The sequence below is a fragment of the Aeromonas sp. FDAARGOS 1404 genome, assembly GCF_019047085.1.
GTDB classification, from domain to species: Bacteria; Pseudomonadota; Gammaproteobacteria; order Enterobacterales; family Aeromonadaceae; genus Aeromonas; species Aeromonas veronii.
The window spans coordinates 3,735,912-3,759,025 of sequence record NZ_CP077237.1 but is presented as its reverse complement, the minus strand read 5'-3'; the positions used below and the strand labels follow the sequence as shown (position 1 = coordinate 3,759,025).

The 23,114-nt window shown below is 43.6% G+C and carries 18 protein-coding genes and 1 pseudogene; all 19 read right to left on the bottom strand.

What is annotated here, in order from left to right; all coding sequences use genetic code 11:
* Window positions 1-516: 516 nt before the first annotated feature.
* The 19 genes and pseudogenes from I6L34_RS17495 to I6L34_RS17405 all read right to left on the bottom strand — a co-directional run bounded on the left by I6L34_RS17495 (window position 517) and on the right by I6L34_RS17405 (window position 23,048).
* On the bottom strand, window positions 517-2,247 hold the full coding sequence (locus tag I6L34_RS17495) for a PglL family O-oligosaccharyltransferase (RefSeq protein WP_254202881.1): 1,731 nt from the start codon (window positions 2,245-2,247) through the stop codon (window positions 517-519).
* A gap of 51 nt (window positions 2,248-2,298) precedes the next feature.
* Window positions 2,299-3,463 (bottom strand): annotated as a pseudogene (locus I6L34_RS17490) (IS3 family transposase).
* Between the two features lie 92 nt (window positions 3,464-3,555).
* Entirely contained in the window at window positions 3,556-4,614 is a 1,059-nt protein-coding gene (locus I6L34_RS17485; protein WP_058057703.1) for an LPS O-antigen chain length determinant protein WzzB, read from the bottom strand.
* A 71-nt stretch (window positions 4,615-4,685) separates the two neighbouring features.
* On the bottom strand, window positions 4,686-5,225 hold the full coding sequence (gene rfbC, locus I6L34_RS17480; protein ID WP_041201829.1) for a dTDP-4-dehydrorhamnose 3,5-epimerase: 540 nt from the start codon (window positions 5,223-5,225) through the stop codon (window positions 4,686-4,688).
* A gap of 95 nt (window positions 5,226-5,320) precedes the next feature.
* Window positions 5,321-6,208: a glucose-1-phosphate thymidylyltransferase RfbA gene (gene rfbA, locus I6L34_RS17475; protein ID WP_058057704.1), complete on the bottom strand. Its 888-nt coding sequence runs from the start codon at window positions 6,206-6,208 to the stop codon at window positions 5,321-5,323.
* A 114-nt stretch (window positions 6,209-6,322) separates the two neighbouring features.
* Window positions 6,323-7,210, bottom strand: a complete 888-nt coding sequence (gene rfbD / locus I6L34_RS17470) for a dTDP-4-dehydrorhamnose reductase (RefSeq protein ID WP_058057705.1) — start codon at window positions 7,208-7,210, stop codon at window positions 6,323-6,325.
* Window positions 7,210-8,298: a dTDP-glucose 4,6-dehydratase gene (rfbB, locus tag I6L34_RS17465; protein ID WP_019445292.1), complete on the bottom strand. Its 1,089-nt coding sequence runs from the start codon at window positions 8,296-8,298 to the stop codon at window positions 7,210-7,212. The genes rfbD and rfbB overlap by 1 nt, the downstream gene beginning before the upstream one ends.
* A 199-nt stretch (window positions 8,299-8,497) precedes the next feature.
* On the bottom strand, window positions 8,498-10,459 hold the full coding sequence (locus I6L34_RS17460; RefSeq protein WP_019445293.1) for a nucleoside-diphosphate sugar epimerase/dehydratase: 1,962 nt from the start codon (window positions 10,457-10,459) through the stop codon (window positions 8,498-8,500).
* 61 nt (window positions 10,460-10,520) lie between these two features.
* Window positions 10,521-11,696 carry a DegT/DnrJ/EryC1/StrS aminotransferase family protein gene (locus tag I6L34_RS17455; protein ID WP_019445294.1) on the bottom strand — a complete coding sequence of 392 codons (1,176 nt, stop codon included), beginning with the start codon at window positions 11,694-11,696 and terminating at the stop codon, window positions 10,521-10,523.
* 5 nt (window positions 11,697-11,701) lie between these two features.
* Window positions 11,702-12,346, bottom strand: a complete 645-nt coding sequence (locus I6L34_RS17450; protein WP_058057706.1) for an acetyltransferase — start codon at window positions 12,344-12,346, stop codon at window positions 11,702-11,704.
* On the bottom strand, window positions 12,339-12,950 hold the full coding sequence (locus I6L34_RS17445; RefSeq protein ID WP_019445296.1) for a sugar transferase: 612 nt from the start codon (window positions 12,948-12,950) through the stop codon (window positions 12,339-12,341). Before I6L34_RS17445 ends, I6L34_RS17450 begins: the two co-directional genes overlap by 8 nt.
* A gap of 36 nt (window positions 12,951-12,986) precedes the next feature.
* The gene (locus I6L34_RS17440) at window positions 12,987-14,204 is read right to left on the bottom strand and encodes a glycosyltransferase family 4 protein (protein ID WP_075115694.1); all 1,218 of its coding nucleotides are present in this window, start codon (window positions 14,202-14,204) and stop codon (window positions 12,987-12,989) included.
* Window positions 14,205-14,217: 13 nt separating this feature from the next.
* Window positions 14,218-16,041, bottom strand: a complete 1,824-nt coding sequence (locus tag I6L34_RS17435; RefSeq protein WP_058057707.1) for a glucosamine 6-phosphate synthetase — start codon at window positions 16,039-16,041, stop codon at window positions 14,218-14,220.
* 33 nt (window positions 16,042-16,074) lie between these two features.
* A complete protein-coding gene (locus I6L34_RS17430) occupies window positions 16,075-17,217 on the bottom strand; it encodes a glycosyltransferase (RefSeq protein ID WP_075115693.1) in 1,143 nt (380 codons plus the stop codon).
* Between the two features lie 6 nt (window positions 17,218-17,223).
* Window positions 17,224-18,657, bottom strand: coding sequence for an O-antigen polymerase (locus I6L34_RS17425; protein ID WP_075115692.1), 1,434 nt, complete (start codon window positions 18,655-18,657; stop codon window positions 17,224-17,226).
* 123 nt (window positions 18,658-18,780) lie between these two features.
* Window positions 18,781-20,196 carry a lipopolysaccharide biosynthesis protein gene (locus tag I6L34_RS17420; RefSeq protein WP_075115691.1) on the bottom strand — a complete coding sequence of 472 codons (1,416 nt, stop codon included), beginning with the start codon at window positions 20,194-20,196 and terminating at the stop codon, window positions 18,781-18,783.
* Window positions 20,186-21,265, bottom strand: coding sequence for a glycosyltransferase (locus tag I6L34_RS17415; protein ID WP_026034927.1), 1,080 nt, complete (start codon window positions 21,263-21,265; stop codon window positions 20,186-20,188). The genes I6L34_RS17420 and I6L34_RS17415 overlap by 11 nt, the downstream gene beginning before the upstream one ends.
* 102 nt (window positions 21,266-21,367) lie before the next feature.
* A complete protein-coding gene (locus tag I6L34_RS17410) occupies window positions 21,368-22,447 on the bottom strand; it encodes a DegT/DnrJ/EryC1/StrS aminotransferase family protein (RefSeq protein WP_019445300.1) in 1,080 nt (359 codons plus the stop codon).
* A 25-nt stretch (window positions 22,448-22,472) separates the two neighbouring features.
* A complete protein-coding gene (locus tag I6L34_RS17405) occupies window positions 22,473-23,048 on the bottom strand; it encodes an acyltransferase (RefSeq protein WP_058057709.1) in 576 nt (191 codons plus the stop codon).
* Window positions 23,049-23,114: the final 66 nt, after the last annotated feature.

Below are 23,114 nucleotides of genomic sequence, written 5' to 3'. Positions count from 1 at the left end.
TTTTTTTCTTAAATTTCACCATCAAGATCGAATGCTTGCCACTATCAATAACAAACTGGCTGGAATGCAGATCTTCTGGGTAGTGTGGTGATTACCATCTTGTGTTCAAGAAACATCAGTATTTCAAGACTCATTAATTTCCAGTTCAGCATCCAACAAAACTAACTCGGTAACCTGCTTTATAAGCCTGAGCGCACATTTCTACCGTACGTTCAACATCATGTGACAAGACTACGCCTATCTGTTTAGCAATGAACACGTCTAGAACCTGTCCCTTCACCTGATGATGAGGGGGATACTCCCAATTGACTATCAACCCATTCGACACCACCAATAAAATCACATATCAATCAATTGGTTGAGAGCGAATCATGACATTTCAAATATGCTTTTCGTAGCCCGTATGACAGACGTATGCGTCCGAAAACAGACTGTTCGGATACTGGTCGTCCAGAAGGTAAACAATAAAAAAGCCAGCCGTTTTTAAGGGCTGGCTTTCTATGTAGCCAAATAGCACTATTTATTTTTGGTTATATTCTTGCCTGATTGGTCAACACCGGTAATCACTGCCTGTGAAGCAGATCCAGTTAAAAGGGGCTCGGTTGGATAGAGCTTGAGCGCTTCCGCTCGCATCGTATTGGCTTCCTCTGTACGACCCAATGCATTAAGCGCGATCACCATATTGGCGTATATGTTGGCACGGGGTGTATGGCGTACGAATGACTGCCCCCACTCCAGATAAGCTTCCAGTTCGGTCTTGTTATTTGTCTGCAAGCCCACCATCAGACGAACCGAGTTCACATCAAATTCCACTCGGGTCAACCAAGCCATGGGATTGACGATATCAAGTAGCAAAGCAGGCTCTTTATACCCACCCCGTTCATATTTGGTGACTACCCATGCGGTGTGAATTGCTGTGAGCATAAAGGGAACGACCAGCAGCGGGATAGCGATCGCCATAAATCGCAGTAACAACCATGGGCGGCACTCCATATCCCACCATGATGAGAAACCCTGACTCGCCAGGTTGGTCTCTTCAATTTCGGTATCGATGATATAAATCAGCGTCAGCAACAGCCACCATAACACGATCGCATGGTAGAGCGGGTATTCCGTCTGGGTATGAAGCAAGATCGGTGTAACCAGAGCAAGCAGTCCCATGGCATTTACCCAACGCACACTTGCCAGACGCCATAATAATGCGCCCCCCATGATCACCATGCCGACCATGGGGGCAATACCGCCCTCAACAGCCCAATAGAGAAACTCGTTGTGGGGGTGGTCTAGATTGTAAATTACCATCCCAATATTTGGATCTACCTGCCGAACCTCTGTGTATGCGTGGAAGAATGTGGATTCAAATCCACCATACCCTACTCCCAATAACAAGTTTTGAAAGAGTAAATACAATGTAAAAGGCCAGATATCTGACCGAGCACCACCAGAGAGATATTCGTTCATCCCTCGACTGACACCTGATACCCAATACTGAGAAGCTAATCCAACCAAGGCTCCCAGCAAAACTAGGCAAAGCATTCGCACCAATAAACCTTGACGATGCAACTGGGGTCCAAGCAGGATAAACGCCAGCAATCCCCCAAGCTGCCCCACCCGAGACTGCAGAACAATCAACAATAGACTGGCGGCCCAAATCACCCAATAGTTAACCCCACGCAACCAGACATGCTCATTGCTGCGTAACTCCAGCCAAATAGCCAACGCAATCCCGGTGGCCATAAAGGTCGCCATCACATTTGGCTGTTGAAAGATCCCGTAAGGGCGATTGGCTTTGGTGTCATAGCCAATCCAGTTACCTGGTGTCAACAGATAGAATTGCACCAGACCCAATACCGCCTCCATCGCAATTGCAATAAAGATGAGATAGAGCAAGCGATCACGCTGCGCCTTATCAAAGCGCCATTGATAGAGTCCAAACAAAAACAGCAGACCAGCAAAAAGACCAAGCAATCTGGGAATGGCATAATCCTTGAATGCAAAACCAGGATAGAGCATCGGGAGCAGCAGCAAACTCGCCCCTATTAATAAACCCGCTTGCAAGGGAGAAACTATCAGATGCTGGCACAAGGTCACATGCCACAATCCCAATCCAATAACCAGTGAGGCGAAGATCCAACCCCAAGCATTAAAAGGTAGATAGAGTCCGGCCCCACCAGGGTTATGCATAAAAAAGTGCATGCCAAACAGCCAATAAAGTGCGCATGACACCATCATGAGTCTTGTTAACATTACAGCCCACCTCCTTAGGTCCACCGGCATTGCAAGGGAATTATGTAGTGGTCAACTAAATCCAGACACTTGGTTAGGCCGAACCTCGGCTTTTGCTGGCGGTATCCCGTCATTGTGTTGATGTGGACGCCGCCAGTTGTAGTAATCCATCAGGTAATAACTGATATCTCGTTTCGCTTCTCGCAAGCTCATATATCCCATAGCCGGCAGCCACTCTGACTTCAGGCTCCTGAACAGTCGCTCCATCGGGGCGTTATCCCAGCAGTTTCCACGCCGACTCATGCTCTGGGTCATGCGATAACGCCACAGTCGTTGCCGAAATGCCCGGCTACCATATTGGCTGCCCTGGTCGGAGTGAAATAGCACACCGGATGGGCAACCCCGCTGCTGATAGGCCATCTCCAGTGCTTTGATGGCCAGCTCTGCATCAGGCTTGTCAGACATCGCCCAGCCCACGACCCGCCGGGTGTGCAGGTCAAGAACCGCTGCCAGGTAATGCCAGCGACCACCGGCCCAGACGTAGGTGATATCGCCACACCACACCTGATTGGGTTGCTGGACATCAAATTCGCGGGCCAGCAGATTGGGTATATTCGGTCGTTCTGACCGTGCCACCTTATAACGTGTGTACGCCCGGCTGTTTGGATGCTAACCCGCCCTCCTTCATCAGCTTACGTACTTTGAATCGACCAATCTGATACCCCAATTCCCGCATCATCGACATCAAGGCACGGCTGCCCGCTGAGTTCCGGCTCGCTTTGAACAACCGGCGCAACTCAAAGCGTTGCTGCATGCGCTCACGGTTAATCGTCCGCCTGCGAGCCAGATAATCGTAAAAACAGAAGGTGGGAACATCGAAAGCGCAGCAGACCAAGGTGATGGGGGCTTGCTCCCTTAATCGGTCTATTCAGCGCGTACGTGTGAACTCGTCCGCCATCAAGAGAGCAGTAGCCTTTTTTAGAATGTCCTTTTCGCGCTCGAGCCGGTTGATGCGGGCTTCCAGCTCCTGAATTTTTTACTGCTCCGGAGTCAGTGCTTTTCCGGTGGGGGTTGTACCACCGCGTTCGGATTGCAGTTGCTGAACCCAGCGGCGCAGTACGGTTTCACCGACATCCAGTGAACGGCTGGCTTCAGGGACAGAATATCCCTGGTCGAGCACCAGGGATGCGGCTTCGAGTTTGAATTCGGCAGTAAATGAGCGACGTAATCTTGTCATTGGACACCTCAGGTCATGGTGGCGACTGTACCACCTAAAAGGGTCTCCGGGATGATTAGACCACTACACTTCCGCTTTCATTACCGAACGCATTATGCCTCGTCAGGTCGACGAAACGCATGCTTGATCAACACAATACTCACACCAAGCATGCCACCGAGCAGAGTAGCCAACACAACTATCAGCGGACGTCTTGGCTTATCGCGACTCTGAGGTTCATCTGGCGCGTCCAGATAAGAGAAAGGACGAAATGCAATACCGTCCAAAGAGATGCCTTTTAAACGAGCTATCTTTACCTGCTGAGATTGTAATTTTGGTTGATAAACCTCAAGGTCGATCGATTTCAGTAATGACAGTTTTTCTTCCAAACCTTTCGAACCCAGAGAAATGAGGAGACGATCCTGAACGTTATAGTTTTCCAATGGCGCACTGACACCAGCAGCTCTGGCTATTTTGTTAGCCATCACCAATTCTAATATTTCCTGTTGCAGGGCACGTTTAGTATCCTCCTGCATCATCAGGTACTCAGTTTTCATACCATCCAACTGCACATCACGTTGCTCAGCAAGTCGGTGTGTCAACTGTTTTTGTTGAAGCCTGACAATATAGTCGATATACCCTTCCAACATTGCCAGCGACATCTCGGAGGTGGGGGCTGCAAACTTGAGCTCAACACCCGGCATCTCCCCCTTCTTGTCTACAGGCTGAGCCGTGACAGATTTACTCCAGTCGCGCAACGCGCGTACCTGTGCCTTGTCATCCAGCCCATGGCTTTTTACAACCTCGGCAAAAAAAGGGCTGGCTTTGAGATAGTTACGACGATTCTCGTAACTGTTGAACTCCAGAATAAATTCCTGGTAAAGATCTTTTCCGCTGGGAAAACCGCCAAGACCCAATACCGCTGCCAGCTTTGATACTTTCAGCATCGGTGTCATCTCTTCCGGCTTTGGCTCTGCAACCACTGCCGAAGCTGACCACTGCTGTGGAGCCAACAGCGCATAAGCGATACCGCCTACAGAAAACATCAGAGTAACCAGCATAATAAGCAGCTTTTGGCGCCACAACACCAGCATCAGCTCACGTAAATCGATCTCGTCTGACCGAGACTCTTGCACCCACTGATTAGGAATAACAGGTGTTTTTTTGTTCATTTGTTCTCTCTTGATTATCAAGGTGTAAAAGCTCTCACAACTGCAACGCAGTACTATTTTGACGAATGATGCTAAGAGTAACCAGCAAAGCAGGGGGCAAGACGATCTTTATCAGACAATAATAACGGCTTTTGCTCAGACAACGGCCATTTTATCGCTAAGTTGGGGCTATCCCATCGAATAACAGCCTCATCATCTGGGTGATAATAATCACTGCATCTGTAAAAAACATCAGCGTTGTCACTTAGTACATAGAAACCGTGCGCAAAACCGGGGGGGATCCAGATAAGCTCGCCACGTTCAGCATTTAATTGACAACCCAACCATTGTCCGTACGTGGGCGACGCTGGCCCGATGTCAACCGCCACATCAAAAATAGTCCCGCTGATAACCTGCACCAGTTTACCCTGTGGTCGATTGCGTTGGTAATGCAAACCGCGCAACGTACCCCCGACCGAACGGCTCAGATTATCTTGCACCAGCGGATAATGGCCACAATGTTGCTCAAACTCATCTTGACGAAAACACTCACGAAATTGGCCACGATGATCAGAAAAAGTTCTGGGCGTAAGGATCATAACCCCCGCCAGCGATGTTGCACGATATTGCATTGATAAACCCATGCGAAAAAGAACCAGATGACCACTTGCTTACTGTTTGACTTCCTAGATCGAACATCCCCTTCAGCTCGAAAATCCAACCCGACTTACACATCAGGCCGCGTAGCAAGCAACCGAAGCAGATATTGACCATATCCATTTTTTGCCAGCGGATTGGCAAGCGCTCTCAACTGGTCGGCATCGATAAATCCCTTGCGTAAGGCGATCTCCTCTGGACACGCGACCTTTAATCCCTGACGCTTTTCGATAGTTTGAATAAAGTTACTCGCTTCAATCATGGCTTCGTGAGTGCCGGTGTCAAGCCAAGCATAGCCGCGCCCCATTATGGCGACCGTCAATTGCCCTGTTGCAAGGTAGTGATTGCTGAGATCTGTTATTTCCAGCTCCCCACGTAGGGACGGCTTCAGGCTCTTGGCGATCTCCACCACACTGTTGTCATAGAAATAGAGGCCGGTGACCGCATAGTTGCTCTTTGGCTCCAGTGGCTTCTCCTCCAGAGAGATAGCGGTACCCTCTTTATCAAATTCCACCACCCCATAACGCTCGGGGTCATGCACATGGTAGGCAAAGACGGTAGCGCCACTCTCTTTGGCCGCTGCGGCCTCCAGTTGCCTCTGCAAGTCGTGACCGTAGAAGATGTTGTCCCCCAGCACCAGCGCACAGGGGTCTGACCCGATGAACTCTTCACCCAGAATAAAGGCTTGTGCCAACCCGTCCGGGCTTGGCTGGACCTTGTATTGCAGGTTCAGCCCCCACTGGCTGCCATCCCCAAGCAATTGCTCAAAGCGAGGAGTATCTTGCGGTGTGCTGATGATCAAAATATCGCGAATACCGGCCAGCATCAGGGTGCTGAGCGGGTAGTAGATCATCGGCTTGTCATAAATGGGCAGCAGCTGCTTGCTCACCGCCATGGTGACCGGATAGAGACGGGTGCCTGAGCCACCGGCCAGAATGATGCCTTTACGTTTGGTCATGATGCTTGTTTCTTATTTTTAAATTGCAAAAGAAAAAGGTGGCTTGCAGCCACACCTTTTACGTTTTATCTCTTGCCAGCCAAGTATGCACTCAACACATCTCTGACCAGGGATTTACTTGCCGAGGATCTCGGTCAACATCCGCTCCACACCGACGGTCCACTCCGGCAGCACCAGATCGAAGGTGCGCTGGAATTTACCGGTATCAAGGCGGGAGTTATGGGGGCGTTTGGCCGGGGTTGGGAAGGCACTGGTCGGCACCGCATTGAGCTGCGTCACCGCCAGTTCAACCCCGGCCTCTCTGGCTTTGGCAAACACCAGCTGGGCGTAGTCAAACCAGGTGGTGGTACCGGAGGCAATCAGATGGTACAGCCCGGCGACCTCGGGTTTGCGCTGCGCCACGCGAAGAGCATGGGCGGTGCAATCGGCCAGCAACTCGGCGCCGGTCGGAGCGCCAAACTGGTCATTGATCACTGACATCTCGCTACGCTCTTTGCCAAAGCGCAGCATGGTCTTGGCAAAGTTGGCGCCACGGGCGGCGTAAACCCAGCTGGTGCGGAAGATCAGGTGACGGGAACAAAGTGCAGCCCCTTGCTCACCCGCCAGCTTGGTTTCGCCATAGACGTTGAGCGGGGCGGTTGTATCGGTTTCCACCCAGGGGCGCTCACCGCTGCCATCAAACACATAGTCGGTGGAGTAATGCACCAACCAGGCACCCAATGCTTCCGCTTCTTTGGCAATAGCAGCCACGCTGGTCGCGTTGAGCAGCTCGGCAAACTCCAGCTCGCTTTCTGCCTTGTCGACTGCGGTGTGGGCTGCTGCGTTGACAATCACGTCCGGCTTGACCAGACGTACCGTTCCGGCCACCCCTGCCGGGTTGCTGAAATCACCGCAATAGTCAGTGGAGTCAAAATCAACGGCAGTGATGCGCCCGAGCGGCGCCAGTGCGCGTTGCAGCTCCCAGCCTACCTGGCCGTTTTTACCAAACAGCAGAATATGCATCAGGCACGCTCCCCGTAATTCTGCTCAATCCAGGATTGGTAGGCACCGCTCTTGACGTTACTCACCCACCGCTGGTTATCCAGATACCACTGCACGGTTTTGCGAATACCAGATTCAAAGGTCTCTTGCGGTTGCCAATCCAGCTCTGCGCTCATCTTGGTCGCATCGATGGCATAGCGGCGATCGTGGCCAGGGCGATCCGCCACATAGGTGATTTGATCGCGGTAAGAGCCCGCTTTCGGCACCATCTCGTCCAGCAAATCGCAGATGGTGTGTACCACCTCCAGATTCTGCTTCTCGTTGTGACCGCCAATGTTGTAGGTCTCTCCGACCAAGCCAGTGGTCACCACCTTGTAGAGCGCGCGCGCGTGATCTTCCACATAGAGCCAGTCACGGATCTGGTCGCCCTTGCCATAGACAGGTAACGGCTTGCCATCCAGCGCGTTAAGAATGACCAGCGGGATCAGCTTCTCGGGGAAGTGGTACGGGCCGTAGTTGTTGGAGCAGTTGGTGACGATGGTCGGCAGACCGTAGGTGCGGCGCCAGGCGCGCACCAGATGGTCGCTGGAGGCCTTGGAGGCAGAATAGGGGCTGCTGGGGGCATAGGGGGTGGTTTCAGTGAAAAGCGGCAATGGTTCACCGACAGCCACTTCATCCGGATGGGGCAGATCACCATATACCTCATCAGTGGAGATATGGTGGAAGCGGAAGGCCGCCCTGCGCACATCATCCAGACCGTTCCAGTAAGCGCGAGCCGCTTCCAGCAACATATAGGTGCCGACGATATTGGTCTCGATAAAGTCAGCTGGGCCTGTGATGGAGCGGTCAACATGGCTCTCAGCGGCCAGATGCATCACGGCATCCGGCTGGTGCAGGGCAAACACCCGATCTAGCTCGGCACGGTTGCAGATATCCACTTGCTCAAACACATAACGCTCGCTTGACGATACATCGGCCAGGGATTCCAGATTGCCGGCATAGGTGAGTTTATCGAGATTGATAACGGAATCTTGGGTATCACGGATAATATGGCGCACCACGGCAGAGCCGATAAAGCCGGCACCACCGGTCACGAGGATTTTTAACATATTTAAGCGAGAATTTCTGCAATATAAAGGTAACTTACAATACATGGTTGAAAGCCACACACTGAAAGCGCATTGTCCCTGATGGGGACGGAGGATAGCGTCGGCCCAAACAAGCTATTGATCCTCAACATGTTGTCCCTCTGTCCATTTATCAACCCCATCATTCACGCAAAATGGTGCGTGCCGTAAGGCAAGCCGTTTAATGCATCGGCTGATGACTCTCTGAATTAAGAAAATCAATGTCCTCGACCACACCTAGGCTAGGTTCATGCGACAAAGTATTTTTTGCCTGCCACACCAGATCGCAGATCCCGTCGGTAGGATTAAAACCGGTAGGCATACTTAACAGCAGGCTACGGATCTGCTCATGATCAAAGCGGAAACACGCGCTATCGAGCTCGGCCAAAAACACCCGGAGTTGTGGCCATGGTAACATCGATTCTGAGGCTTTCATTATCCGGGGATGGGCAGTGCCCTCAACCTGCTCACCAATTAATAACTCTTCAAATAGCTTCTCACCGGGACGCAAGCCGGTGATTTTAACCTCGATATCACCTGTGGGGTATTTGTCGCTCTTGAGCTTCAGGCCACTCAAACGAATCATCCGGTGCGCCAAATCAATGATCTTCACTGGCTCTCCCATGTCCAACACAAACACATCCCCACCCTGCCCCATGGCTCCCGCCTGGATCACCAATTGCGATGCCTCGGGAATGGTCATGAAATAACGAATGATGTCGGGGTGGGTCAAAGTCAAAGGGCCACCATCGCGGATCTGCTTACGAAACAGTGGCACAACAGAACCTGAAGAGCCCAGAACATTACCAAAACGCACCATACAAAAGCGGGTTTTCTGCTGCGCAGCTGCCAACGATTGCAGCACCAGTTCTGCCAATCGCTTGGTGGTACCCATGGTATTAGTTGGACGCACTGCCTTATCAGTCGAAATCAAAACAAAGGTTTCAACCTTGGCCCTGATAGCCGCCTGAGCACAGTAAAGAGTGCCAAAAACATTATTGCGCACCCCCTCAACCACGTTGTATTCAACCAAAGGGACATGCTTGTAAGCCGCAGCATGGTACACCGTCTGGATCTGGAAGGTACTCATCACCGCTTGCAAACGATGTTGCCGCTGCACCGACCCCAGCAGTGGCACTATCTCAACCTGCAACCCTTCTTGCCGGCTTATTTCTTGCAACTCTTTATCAATGGCATATAGACCATATTCAGAAAGTTCAAACAACACTAGTTGCGCAGGGTTGCAACGGATTATCTGGCGACACAATTCAGAACCGATGGAGCCGCCCGCTCCCGTCACCATAACCCGTTTGCCAGATATATTGGCATTTATCAGTTCAGGGATTGGGGCAACCGGATCACGCCCCAACAAATCCTCAATACTGACCTCTTTAAGTTCATCGATATGAGCATTCCCCTCAACCAGATCTGCCATACCAGGGATAGAAAGAACCTCACATGGGCACTGCTCAAGTCGATTGATCACCGCTTGCCTGACACTACGCGAAGCACTCGGCATAGCCAGCAAGATTTTTTTAATATCAAAGCGCTCGATCAACGCCTCGATAGCGTCAGAGCTGTAAACATTAACCCCCTGGATCACGGTTTTAACCAATGCGGAATCATCGTCGACAAACGCCACTGGCAGGTACTCTTGCCCTTGATTTAAGGCCAGTTGCAACTGCCGTCCGGAAGAACCAGCACCATAAATCAGCACAGCCACGCGTAGCGGATCACTGCGCTGCACCAACGCTCGGAAAAACAGTCGCACACCACCTATTAGCAACACTGAAAACGAAAAATAGATAACCGAAACCGTTCTGGGAAGTGGAACTTCCATAAAAAACGCCAGCATGACTAAAGACATGGTAGATAGGAGAACACCTAGTGACACCGTCCACAGCACCTTGAAACCTACATAGCGTAATACAGCGCGATACAGCCCTAACCGCATAAAAATTATGATGGTGATCGGTAGTAACAACGCCAGCATTTGCCAGTGCATCACACTCTGCAATGGAATATCGGTATCCAACCGCACCCAATAGCCACCCCAAAAAGCCAACGTTAACAACACTAAGTCAACAAATACACTAATAATTCGCTTATATAGCCGTGGTATACCAATAAAAGTCGTCAACATAAATTCACCGTGCTATGTAAATGGCGATGCTGTCTGTGGATAACATCGCCAATAAGAAATATCAACGACTTGCTAATGCCAACACTTCAGCCAATGCTTGGCAACTACGCTGTATTTCATCATCGCTCAAAGTGGGATGCACCAGCATCATCAAACTGGTTTCACCCAATAACTTGGCATTAGGCAAACGTTGTTGTGGTCGCCATGGCGTATCATCAAAGGCCTTTTCCAAGTATACTTCTGAACAGCTACCCTGATAGCAGGGCACCCCACGCACTAACATTTCATCAATAATCCGATCACGACTCCAGCCCTCAGCCAACAGCTCAGGTTGCACAAAAAAATAGTGCTTATATTCTGCATGTACTACATCATTTGGCACCTTAACTAGACGTAAAACGGGATAATCGGCAGCTACAGCATCCAACCTGTTAGCATTAGCGATACGTGCCGCTGACCATTCTGGCATGCGGTTTAACTGTATACGCCCAATTACCGCTTGCATTTCCATCATTCGCCAATTAGTACCAAAGCTTTCGTGTAACCAACGAAAACCCGGTGCATGTTGGCGGTTGTAAATCGCATCAAAACTCTTACCGTGATCCTTATAAGACCACATAATCGACCATAATGCGTGATCGTTGGTCGTCACCATACCGCCTTCACCACCGGTAGTCATGATCTTATCTTGACAAAAACTCCACGCTCCCACATGCCCTATTGTACCAACACTGCGGCCTTTATACTTGGCACCATGAGCTTGCGCACAATCTTCAATCACAAAGAAGCCTTTCTCGGCCGCCAGTGCCATAATGGGGTCCATATCAGCAGGCATACCGGCCAAATGTACCACGATCACAGCTTTGGTATTAGGAGTTAATACAGCAAGAATCGATTCAGCTGTAATATTCTGGCTATTAATATCTACATCTGCAAATATGGGGTTAGCATCGGCAGTAACAACTGAAGAAGCTGAGGCCAAAAAGGTACGAGGTGTAACAATTACATCATCCCCCATACCTATTCCTAATGCCTTTAACGCAACGTCTAGCGCTAGGGTGCCATTACTCAGCGCAATAGCATATTCACAACCGACCCACCTAGCAAACTCCTTTTCAAATTCACGACACTCACTGCCCGTCCAGTAGTTAACTTTATTCGACAGTAGAATACGACTCACTGCATCGGCCTCTTCTTTAGTGAAGCTTGGCCAAGGGGAAAAAGGGGTATTTAACACAATTATTATTCCTTACGGCAAATGGATTTAGCAGGGACACCCGCGACCTTCTGATTTGCTAGCACATCGTGAATCACTGTTGCTCCTGCAGCAACAATAACGTTTGAACCTATTTTAACTTGTTGCTTAATTTGGCAGCCAATACCTAACCAACTGGCTTCCGCCACCTCAACACCACCCGCCAGATGTGCGCCGGGGCTAATGTGGACCCCATCAGCAATTAAACAATCGTGATCCACTGTGGCAGCAGTATTAATGATACACGCCCGACCAATATGGCTAAATGGGTTAATCACAGCTCCAGCCATCACCACTGTGCCTAGTCCTAAACAAGCATAGTGGCTCACGGCAGCAGTGGGATGCACCAAAGGCAAACAATATGCCCCTAGTGAAAACAGCCGATGATATTTCTCTAGCCGCGTGGCGTTATTACCGATGGCAACCACAATATTGGCGTAGTTCGAAATTTTTTTGAACAGCGTATCGCTGTTTCCCGAAACAGGCCAATTTTCAACCTGCAATAACTTTGGCCAGCGATCATCATAAAAATGGATCTCGGGAAAGCCATTGAGTTCGGCAATTTCAGCTATCACTTTTCCATGGCCACTGGCACCTAGAATGGCGCACTTTAAATCAGGTAAATTATTCATTGTCACAACCTTTCTGCTTAGAGCCAGTAAAGGGCTCAATGGTGACATGTCCTTTAGCAGAAATTCCTTCTTTGGCGAAGACTTTTTTAAGTGTTAACAATATAATTTTAATGTCCAGACTGAAGGAATAGTTTTCGATATACCATATATCCAATTTAAATTTTTCTTCCCAGCTAATCGTATTGCGTCCGTTGACTTGCGCCCAACCAGTTATACCAGGGCGCATCTCATGGCGTCGAGCTTGCTCTTTGCTATAGAGTGGTAAATATTGCATCAGCAACGGACGCGGCCCAACCAAGCTCATCTCACCTTTCAACACATTCCAAAGTTCAGGCAATTCATCAATGCTCGAATTGCGCAGCTTATTGCCAAACGGAGTCATTCGCTCCGAATCGGGTAGCAGGTTACCTTGCGCATCTACTGCATCTTTCATCGTGCGAAACTTAATCATCTGAAATGGCCTACCATGCAACCCCGGTCGTACTTGCCGAAAAATGACAGGAGCACCGAGATCCTTGCGAATTTTCCACGCAACCAAGATTATAATTGGGGAAAGAAGTAACAAGGCAAAAAAGGAGGCTATCAGATCGAAGAAACGCTTCACTTTACCACCATATTGTCAATAAAAAATGCCAAGAAGTTATTTAAATAAGATATCAGAAAGTTGCCGTGATAACTTTTCATAACTACGATGTTCTAACAACCAAGTTCTACCTTTACGACCAATATTATTTCTAATATCATCAGGCAAAGTAAAAAATTCAATTATTTTTGCTTGTAATGCATCGACATCACCAGCAGGAACATAATCCCCACAACCAGCCTCATTGATCATTGACGGATAACCATCATAGGATGCGACTATCGGTTTACCAGACAACATGTAATCGATTACTTTATTCAATGATTGCCCATATTCCCAAACCTTGGAAGGAAACACCGAAAAATAAACAACATCACAATAAGCAAGAAGTGTTTGAACCTGATTTTTAGTCACCTTAGGTGCAAATATCACATTAGATAAATGACCATATTCTGCCATGTACCTGTATTTAAGGGGCCCGTCACCTACGATTAGGAATTCAATGTCCATGTTATCTTTAAAGCGACTGGCAGTTTCAAACAATACGTCTAACGCATTGGTTATACCAATAGTACCAGCATAGACAACTTTAAATTTATTGCTTGAAAGATACCTTTTAATATATTCAGCATCTATAGGTTCAACACTTTCAATCATCTCTGATGAAATACCCATCGGAATACAATAAACTGGTGCGGGTGTTTCACAAACATTCACGACATGAGAGCTAAGGTTTGGCATTGTACCTATAATAGCATCACTATATTTATAACCGAGCTTTTCTATAAAAGATAGAAGTAAAACGAAAGGATTAAACTTACTAACCCCCCCCTCTTCAATAATTGTAAGAGGCCATATATCTCTTATTTCAAATATCAGTTTACAGCCATACTTTTTTCTTAGAATAAAACCGTTCAATATAGTCAGCAAAGACAGGCTTGAAACGACAATTACATCAGGCCTTGGGAGTTCTGATTTATCAAGACGAAATATGTTCCATTCAAAATCAAACCAACTTAGTACGCGCTTAAAAGATTTAGCGACAGTATATTTAATTGTTTTCAACCATACAACAGTCAACCCATCATGATCACTGATTGTTACCTTATGCTTCAAATTAATTGGTTCAATTAGTGCATTTGAATCAGATGTGACAACAACAACGTTATGCCCTAAACTTTTTAGCCCCTGCAATAAAAACCAACCGCGCCCTCCAGGCGCGATTTTAGTTTTAGTGGCAAAGTATTTTGAAATATACCAAACATTTTTTTTCATAAAATTATTTAAATCAATTTTGATTATAAGTTTTGGGAATTTTATTAATGATAGAAATTACTTCAGTGAAGTCCATACCTAAGACATCCAAGTACCATTTTATATTTTCATATCTAGGTTGATTTTCATCCTCGACTAATTTCAACGCTTCTTCTCTAGTAATTTGTCCTTCACGAACTTGATTACTACGGAAAGTATCATGTTCAGTAAAGCCCGCTACCATATAATATATATAGTTATAAAATGCAGCGGTTCCGTCCCCAATACGCCAAGTAGTGTTAGTATCAATAGCCGTTTCCCAGTCGTACTGATTAATGAGCGTATCATCGATTAATTTCTCATCCCAACGCCAGTAATCAAAAATATGATAGTAATCCTTTTTTTCTGTAAAACTTCTATAATACTCACCAGATAACGTATCCCATAATGAGCTATTAAAATAGCCAGGACTTTTTAACATAGCTTTGAAACGTAATTTTTGATATGCCAGCTGTTTTTGCCAACCATGGCTGTAAACACGCTCTTCAGCAAAATCTGGAGGAACCCCTAAAAATCCAGACTTGAAATGGGTAATCTCTAGCGGGTTTACTCCCCAAAGATTAAGATTGATACCTGTCTGTTTTTTAACTGATTCAACATGGCGGAAAAAATGCTTATCTCCAGCGGTTAAAATACTGATCATCCCTAAATGTGGCGAATTAAGCCACGCCTTCAAATTTCTAGCGATATTATGTCTCTTTTGAGTAATATTATCAGCAACGATGATGTTTTCAACACCTAGCTCAGCACACATCCTACTAATATTTCTGCGACCAAGATCTGTTACCATCCCCCAATCATAAGTATAAGTTACAGGCTTCATCTTCAACTCTTTGACGATAAGATGAAGTCCATAACAACTATCTCTGCCACCAGAAAAAGGGACTATACAATCCAATTTACCCGCACGTCTGTACGGCTCAACTAAATCAAATAGTTCTTCCTTAGGCTTAGGATTGTTTCTTGGCTTATAGTTATTACAATAGTTACACACTCCTTTCTCATCAAATTTTATATACGGCATTGTTTCAGGTAGTATACACTTTGTACAACGCTGTAACTGATGAGATGGGTATAGCAATTGTTTCCTTTCAGATTCATTTATCTTAAATTTAGGAATAAGATTAATGTCTCTATTCTTATAATCATGAACTACAATCACCTCAGAGCGAGGAAGATCAACTACAATCTCTCGGTTGAGAACTTGCTCTATATTAATACACTCTAACTTCTTTAATGGGTACTCTTCAGACGAAAAATAAAGATCATTATTTTTCCAACCTACGTATAAGCTACCATTATTGGAGAATAAAATCGCTTTTCCTTGTTGAGGTAGCATGATAGCCGTAGCAACGACACCTTTACACAAGGAGAGAACTGCGTGCGATAAACCTACAAGTGTCCCCTTCTCAGAAACATACTTCTCAGCAATAGCCGCTATAACCTCAGTATCAATCTCTAGCTCTCGCTTTGCATCAATGTGCGACCAAACTTGTTCATCGTTAACAACAATACCATTATGAATAACAGCAACATTTTCCCTAACAACAGGTTGGTTGTCGGAAAGCCCATTAGTAATAAGACGGCTATGACCAAATGCAACTTTAGCGTGTTCAAAAGTAACGTTAGAGATTAATTTTAGAATATCATAATCAGCCCTATATATATTACATTGCTCATACTTCTGCACAAAAAGGCCACTTGAATCACGTCCACGCTGTCTAGCATGATTAGCCAAAAACGTTAAATCTTTTTTATTTACTGCTTTTTCAGAAAGAATACCAAAGATACCACACACTTTAAACCTCCTAATGTAAACCCCAAAACATTACTAACCTAGAAAATACTTATAAAGAGAAATTAATTTACTGGCTTGATTATCCCAACTTAATTCAACTAAGGAATGTCTATCTACTTTTGGTGGTTGCTCACGTATCACGGCTTCAACACACATTTTTAACTCCTCCTCACGTAGATTACATATTTGGCCTAACCCATAATGTTCGATAACATATTTAATATCAGGAAAGTTAGATCCAATCACATGGATACCGGAAAAAGCATATTCAAATAATTTATTTGGCAATGAATAGTAATCACTTAAAGATACATTTTCAATGAGACAAAAACCAAAATCTGCAGATTTTACTATTGGCACAACCTCATAATGAGCAACTGCATCATGGACATAAATGCTCATTCCTTTTTGACTATAGGTCTTAAGCTCAGCAGATAAAGGACCATATCCTATAAAAACAAGACTGGCATTATCAACAGAGGAAAATACATTTACTAACATTTCTATTCCACGTCCAGGAGCAAGCAATCCAATATATATAAATATTTTGGATTCCTCTGTTATACCAAAATGCCTACGTAAGTACTCATGATCAGCATTTTCACCTTTACTCTCCGATAGGGGATACTCAGGAGAATTCATTACGATAATGGACTTTTTTGCACCTACATTTTCACGGTACCATTTTTCAATTGAGGGACTCACTACAATTAATGCATCAATGAATAACCAAAGACTTTTTTCAACCATAAGAGTTAGCTTACCGAGAGTCTTTGAAAGACCATTTCTATCTGACTCTAACTCATGAGCATCATATATGAGTTTAGCTCTAGTGAATAATTTACACAAAACACCAAGAGGTAAAACGACTGTATCATGACAATGTATGATATTTGGCCTAAATCGAATTGAAGCGATAAAAAATTTAAATACAATTTCAATAACTGTCATAAAATGACATATAGCTTTCGGCAAGAAAGTAAGTTGTTTTGACCAGATTTTTATTGTTTTTATATCTATACCCGCTACATTTTTATCTCTGATCACATTTTCATTTAACTCAACACCAATCGCAAAAACAGAATACCCAGCTATCGTAAGCGCCTTGAGCTCCTTTAGTATTCTGCTATCAGTCCTAATATCGGTATGTGATAAGTGGAGTATCTTTTTGCCCATATTTTGTCAAACGCCTTTTTTAAGGTTAATAGCATTAATGCAATTAATTCTAACTGTAATGAAATATAATGGATAACACAAATAAACAATTAATAATGTTGGGACAACACCCCAAATAAAATTCACAAACATTGTCGAATCCACTTTAGGATACATAAAAACAAAACAAACTAAAAATACAGCATAGCAAAATGATAATAGAATATTGCTTTTTGATAAAACAAAATTTCTTATCGCAGCCATTAGGAAACCAATAAAGAATATAACCAATGGTGAAAGTATATTAAAATTCGCATATAATTCACCTACAGCACCAGGTGTAGGCGCTCCAGAAGAATCAGGCATGTACATTTCATGAATTAACAATCCCAAAGAATTAGGTTCCATTCCAAAATATACACCAACAAAATTATTGATCCAATCTAAATAACTACTACCTAGCAAACTATTATTCAGGCTAAATGCATTCAATATTATAACTAACTGCTGCAGATCAGTTATATTTCCACCACCAATAAGCCCAGTCAAAAAATTAAAATCAACTTTACTAATATCCCCATACAGAAAATAGTAATTACTAAATTCTCTTAACACATAAATTACAAATGAGCTCAACAATAAAGTTGAGCCAATAACTAAAAGACGACTTCGATACTCACGCTTTACTAGATAAGCAAAAACTAATAACGATAGTATATATGATATTGAAATTGTTATTCTCGCAGTGGAAATGGATATAATAAACCCTACTAAAGCCCAGAAAACAAACGACTTACTAATTGACTGATTTGGTGAACAAAGCATACATATAAACCATATATTAATCGCGGCATAATAAATCAAATATGGAGCTATTGTTATATTATTGTCTTTTGCCAGATGAGGAAACAACTGAAATTCTATCAAAGCATTTATTACGCCACCGGAAATTGTAAAGCACACCCAAACCCAGTATAAAAACACAAATAAAATCAAGGGAAATATCAATAGGTTTTTATTTTTTGATATGAACTTTATAAGTTCATCACTCTTGGGCTGTAGATAATAAATGTCTCTTTTTATATTTAATGCGTACCCAAACCAAAATGTGAAATAGCATGCGATCGCTAGAAGAAGCGACTGAATCATATATTGTTCAACTACATGTCGCCCCAAGCCAGAGAACTCAATGAACTTACCAAAGTACCCATCACTTTGCGCATAATAAATTGCGCCAATAGCATAACCAGAATACATTAATGAGAATAATGTTAATGGAGTTACTACACCATCATCACGAGTGAATAATATAGCAAAAACGATCAAAATAAGAAGGCACATAGCAAGCAAAGATATATACTCAGTTGCTGCATAGATCTCAGAGATGACACAGATAGGGATGATAAGAAACAAACCTAAAATAAAATAGCCCCCCCTTCTTCTGAACCTTAATATAGCCATCCCGCCCCCTTAATTAACTATGAATACTTCATCAATACTAAATATGGCACTCAAAATCAATTGCAATACTCATAATGTAGTAACGTTATCAACCAACATATTTAAATCAATATTATTGAGATACTATGCACGAATTTTCTTTAACCGTTTGAACCTGGTGTATAGGCTCCAATATTTTGTTAACTCGTATTTATACGCAATAATAGAGAATAGAGATACCAGAATTATCAATGGTGATAAATCATATACTAATGGCGATAAAGACAATGCCACACAAATTGTAATTACTCCCCCGCCTTTAATAAAACTAAATTTGTAATGATATCGAAATGCAAAATATGTTTTGGTAGCAAAATATACATAGAAAGATAATGATGTTGCGACGGCAGCTCCTAATGCCCCATATTTTTTGACCAAGCAGAAATTTAGTATAACATTGAATAAAACAGCTACAATAGTTGACAAAAATGAAAAAAATGTTCTTTTAGATAAATTTATTCCTAATGATGTTACATCTGTCATGATAAGAAGTATTGGATAACTAAGTGATGAAATCACTATAAGATCAATATCTTTATATGCCGATGGTAAAAATTTTGGTATCAGATAAGAAAGTATACTTACCACTCCCCATATAATCACAAGCAATACTGTGAAGATATCTATACCACGTTGAATTATTTTTTGTTCTCGTTTTTTGGCCGCGGCCTTAAAAACCAAAGGTATCCATACTGTTGAGAATACTGTTTGTAAGAGTAATACTCCAGATACAAATGTAATAGCAACGGAATATGACGCAAGCTCTTCAAAAGAACTAAGTTTACTAATAAAAAGTCGATCCATTGCAGTTAGCCCCCAAAATGCCAACCCACTAAGCATTAAAGGGAATGAATACTTAAAAAGCGTACTGAACTCTTTACTTGACCCAATCTCAGCTCTCACGGCATATTTTATTAATTCAAACTTGACTGCGACAAAGTATGTCAACGTAAACAGTAAAGAAACCGTATACAATATGGACAGTGTCAAGCCATCAACATAACTAAATTTGAAAAATGGTAGAACTATGACAAATAATAAAAGAACAATTTTTGGTAATAATTGGCTAAGTGAATAAGCTATAACGTTTTCTTCCATCCTCACGACGAGAGCAAAATATCTGATCATTATTGAGCTAAATGACGCAATATAAAGCCAGAGAATCAGATTAGGATCATTACGTGAAAATGCATACCTAGATATTTCATTGGCATAAAATGATCCGCCAACACTAAGCATACAAAAAACAATAAGGACTGGAAATAATGTAATGTAGAACAAACTCCTTTTATTGTATTTTTCATGATACTCTCGAACATAAGCTTGATCTAGCCCCATTGGGACGACAATTACCAGTAAATTTACTAAAGTTTGGAAAAATGAGAATAGTCCTATTTCTTGCTTGGGTATATACCAAGCCATAAAAAACAATGTTAAAAATCCAAATACAGCACTACCAGCAGCACCAAAAGAATAAGCCATCAAATACTTAAGTTTCATTCTTTTTCAACGCCATTCTATAGCAATTAATGATTTTTTCTAACACTGCATCATCTGTATAGTCCACATAGCTGAAATTTATACGTTCGTTGCCATCATGTAAAAAATCATATAGCTTGGCTATACTATTATCAGTACAATCTTTGATAATGTATGCCCCATGTTCATAGGCAAACTCATTATATGATGGTAAATCACTTAATATAGGGATACTTCCTAATATAGCTGGTTCAATAACCCCACCACCTAAAGCATCTGAAATAGGTACCGAAACATGAAACTTAGCTTTCGAATATAGAACATATAACTCCGCATCGTTTAATAACCTTTCTATTATTAATACTTTTTCAGGGTTTAGCAACATAGATTTGAATTTTGATATTTCCTCTATATCTGCAAAGCCACAAAAAACCACAATTTTATAAGGCAGAGATTTATATTCTGTAAGTTTATTTATAATCTCTGCCATGAAAGATGGATTATACACCCATCCAAGCCCACGTGGGAAAACGATCAGTTTTTCTTCATCAATCTTAAACTCTACGAGAAGATTATTTTTAACCGCGTGGTATTCAATATTTGATAAAGAATTTAAAGGTAATCCCCAATAAAAAACTTTCCCCTTTTCTTTTGTCCTTGGATACTGCTTATTTGCCTTATCAAGAATATGCTGACTTGATGTATGGCATATATTAGCTCTCCTAAGCACGAGGAAGTTAATCATCCTAAATATCATTTTCCGGATGTATCCACCTTTATATGGGTCGATCATAATCTCAGATCCCCATAACGCCAACACAACAGGAACACGGCTAAATAAACACATTAAACCATAATGATTAGCAATGTGAGCATGAATCACATCGGGTTTTATTTTATCAATTATTTTTTTTATTTTATAAAAATAAAAATAGTTAAAAAAACTTTTTAGCTCGCCAAGATTTATTATTCTTTCATCATCATCAACATTGTGAGATGCGACATAGACATCGACTCCTTTACTCATTAGACCATCTCTAACTCTTCTAACAATAGGAGATGATAAAGGCCCGACTATTAAAACTTTCATTTCATCTTATTTCTCTAAAAAGTATCTTTTCATAGATTTTAGCCAATCCAAAATATTGGATTGGCTAAAATAGTTGCATCATTAATAATATTTAAGAGATATTTATAACGCTATTGCTGCGATAACTTTATCCATATCACTGTCTTTTAGATATGGATGCATTGGTAAACTGATGATCTCTTCTGCAATTAGATCACCCACTACCAAATTGACATTGACATCTTCAACTGCAGGTTGTTTATTTAGCGGGATTGGATAATGTATCGCAGTCGGAATGCCAGCTTGCTGCAATCGCTGCTGAACCAGCTCACGGTTTTTAACTCGAATGCTATATTGAGCCCAAGAAGATGTATTATGTGGCTCAATAAACGGCGTTGTCTTGATGCCTACATTATTTAACAATCGCTGATAGCGGGCTGCAATTTTATCCCGCAATTTCAACTCTTCGGAAAAGATAGCCAGCTTTGGCAATAAAATTGCCGCTTGCAAGGTATCCAGTCTACTATTAACGCCTACACGAATGTGATGATAACGACGATCTTGGCCATGACGTGCGATCTGACGCATAACCAATGCGAGCTCGTCATCATTGGTGAAAATAGCACCTCCATCCCCATAGCATCCTAGCGGCTTACTAGGGAAAAAACTTGTACAGGCTACAGTCGTCAAATTGCACGACCTCTTCCCTTTATAGCTAGCACCAAAGCTTTGTGCTGCATCTTCAATCACTGGAATATTGTATTTAGCTGCAATGGTATTAATAGCATCATAATCAGCACACTGGCCATAGAGGCTGACCGGTATAATAGCCTTGGTATTAGGCGTAATAGCAGCTTCAAGCTTGGTCGGATCAAGGTTATAGGTTTTGGGACATACATCAACATAGACCGGCTTTGCACCCAACAAAGCAACTGTTTCTGCGGTGGCGATATAAGTAAAGCCAGGGGTAATCACTTCATCACCAGGGCCAATACCAAACGCCATCTGCGCGATTTGCAGTGCATCCGTGCCATTGGCTACCGTGATACAGTGCTTTGTCCCAGTAAACTCAGCCAGTTTTTGCTCTAGCTCTGCAACCTCAGGTCCCAAAATATAGGAACCATGTTGTAATACGGTTTGGATCGCAGCATCGATTTTATCTTTAATCCGTGCCTGTTGCGCCATCAAGTCGATAAATTGCATATCAATTCCTAAAACCCGATAAGAGTTAACATTTTTTTAACTTTTTACCATCAAGCTGGTATATGATTCCAGTATGAGGACAAGTAATTTGTGCTTGTCCCTCTATAGGCAAATCCAACTGCTCACCAAACTCACTCATCCAGCCAATTTGCTTGGCAGGGACTCCTACCATCAACGCATAAGCAGGTACATCTTTATTGATCACCGCCCCTGCCCCAACAAAAGCATATTCCCCAATGGTCACACCACACACTATTGTGCAGTTTGCACCTAGCGTTGCCCCCTTACCCACTTGGGTATCAAGATACTGATCTCTGCGCTCAATTAGTGAACGCGGGTTATACACATTGGTAAACACCATGCTGGGGCCACAAAATACCCCTTCAGCTAAATATACATTGTCATAAACCGATACATTATTTTGGATCTTGCAACGGTCACCAATGGTCACTTTATTACCGACAAAAACATTCTGGCCGAGTGATACACCAGCACCAATCTGGGCGCCACCGCAAATGTGAGCAAAGTGCCACACCCTACTGCCCTCACCGATTCGCGCGCCTTCATCAACAATAGCGGTATCGTGTTTAAAGTAATTCATTATTGCTACCCATGTAGAAGAATATTATATAGACCCGCGCTAGTATATTATATCTACACGAGCCAT

Coding starts and splice junctions, on each gene's coding strand:
- I6L34_RS17495 (WP_254202881.1), bottom strand. CDS start 2,247: ATGTTAACAAGACTCATGATGGTGTCATGCGCACTTTATTGGCTGTTT.
- I6L34_RS17485 (WP_058057703.1), bottom strand. CDS start 4,614: ATGAACAAAAAAACACCTGTTATTCCTAATCAGTGGGTGCAAGAGTCT.
- rfbC (WP_041201829.1), bottom strand. CDS start 5,225: ATGCAATATCGTGCAACATCGCTGGCGGGGGTTATGATCCTTACGCCC.
- rfbA (WP_058057704.1), bottom strand. CDS start 6,208: ATGACCAAACGTAAAGGCATCATTCTGGCCGGTGGCTCAGGCACCCGT.
- rfbD (WP_058057705.1), bottom strand. CDS start 7,210: ATGCATATTCTGCTGTTTGGTAAAAACGGCCAGGTAGGCTGGGAGCTG.
- rfbB (WP_019445292.1), bottom strand. CDS start 8,298: ATGTTAAAAATCCTCGTGACCGGTGGTGCCGGCTTTATCGGCTCTGCC.
- I6L34_RS17460 (WP_019445293.1), bottom strand. CDS start 10,459: ATGTTGACGACTTTTATTGGTATACCACGGCTATATAAGCGAATTATT.
- I6L34_RS17450 (WP_058057706.1), bottom strand. CDS start 12,346: ATGAATAATTTACCTGATTTAAAGTGCGCCATTCTAGGTGCCAGTGGC.
- I6L34_RS17440 (WP_075115694.1), bottom strand. CDS start 14,204: ATGAAAAAAAATGTTTGGTATATTTCAAAATACTTTGCCACTAAAACT.
- I6L34_RS17430 (WP_075115693.1), bottom strand. CDS start 17,217: ATGGGCAAAAAGATACTCCACTTATCACATACCGATATTAGGACTGAT.
- I6L34_RS17425 (WP_075115692.1), bottom strand. CDS start 18,657: ATGGCTATATTAAGGTTCAGAAGAAGGGGGGGCTATTTTATTTTAGGT.
- I6L34_RS17420 (WP_075115691.1), bottom strand. CDS start 20,196: ATGAAACTTAAGTATTTGATGGCTTATTCTTTTGGTGCTGCTGGTAGT.
- I6L34_RS17415 (WP_026034927.1), bottom strand. CDS start 21,265: ATGAAAGTTTTAATAGTCGGGCCTTTATCATCTCCTATTGTTAGAAGA.
- I6L34_RS17410 (WP_019445300.1), bottom strand. CDS start 22,447: ATGCAATTTATCGACTTGATGGCGCAACAGGCACGGATTAAAGATAAA.
- I6L34_RS17405 (WP_058057709.1), bottom strand. CDS start 23,048: ATGAATTACTTTAAACACGATACCGCTATTGTTGATGAAGGCGCGCGA.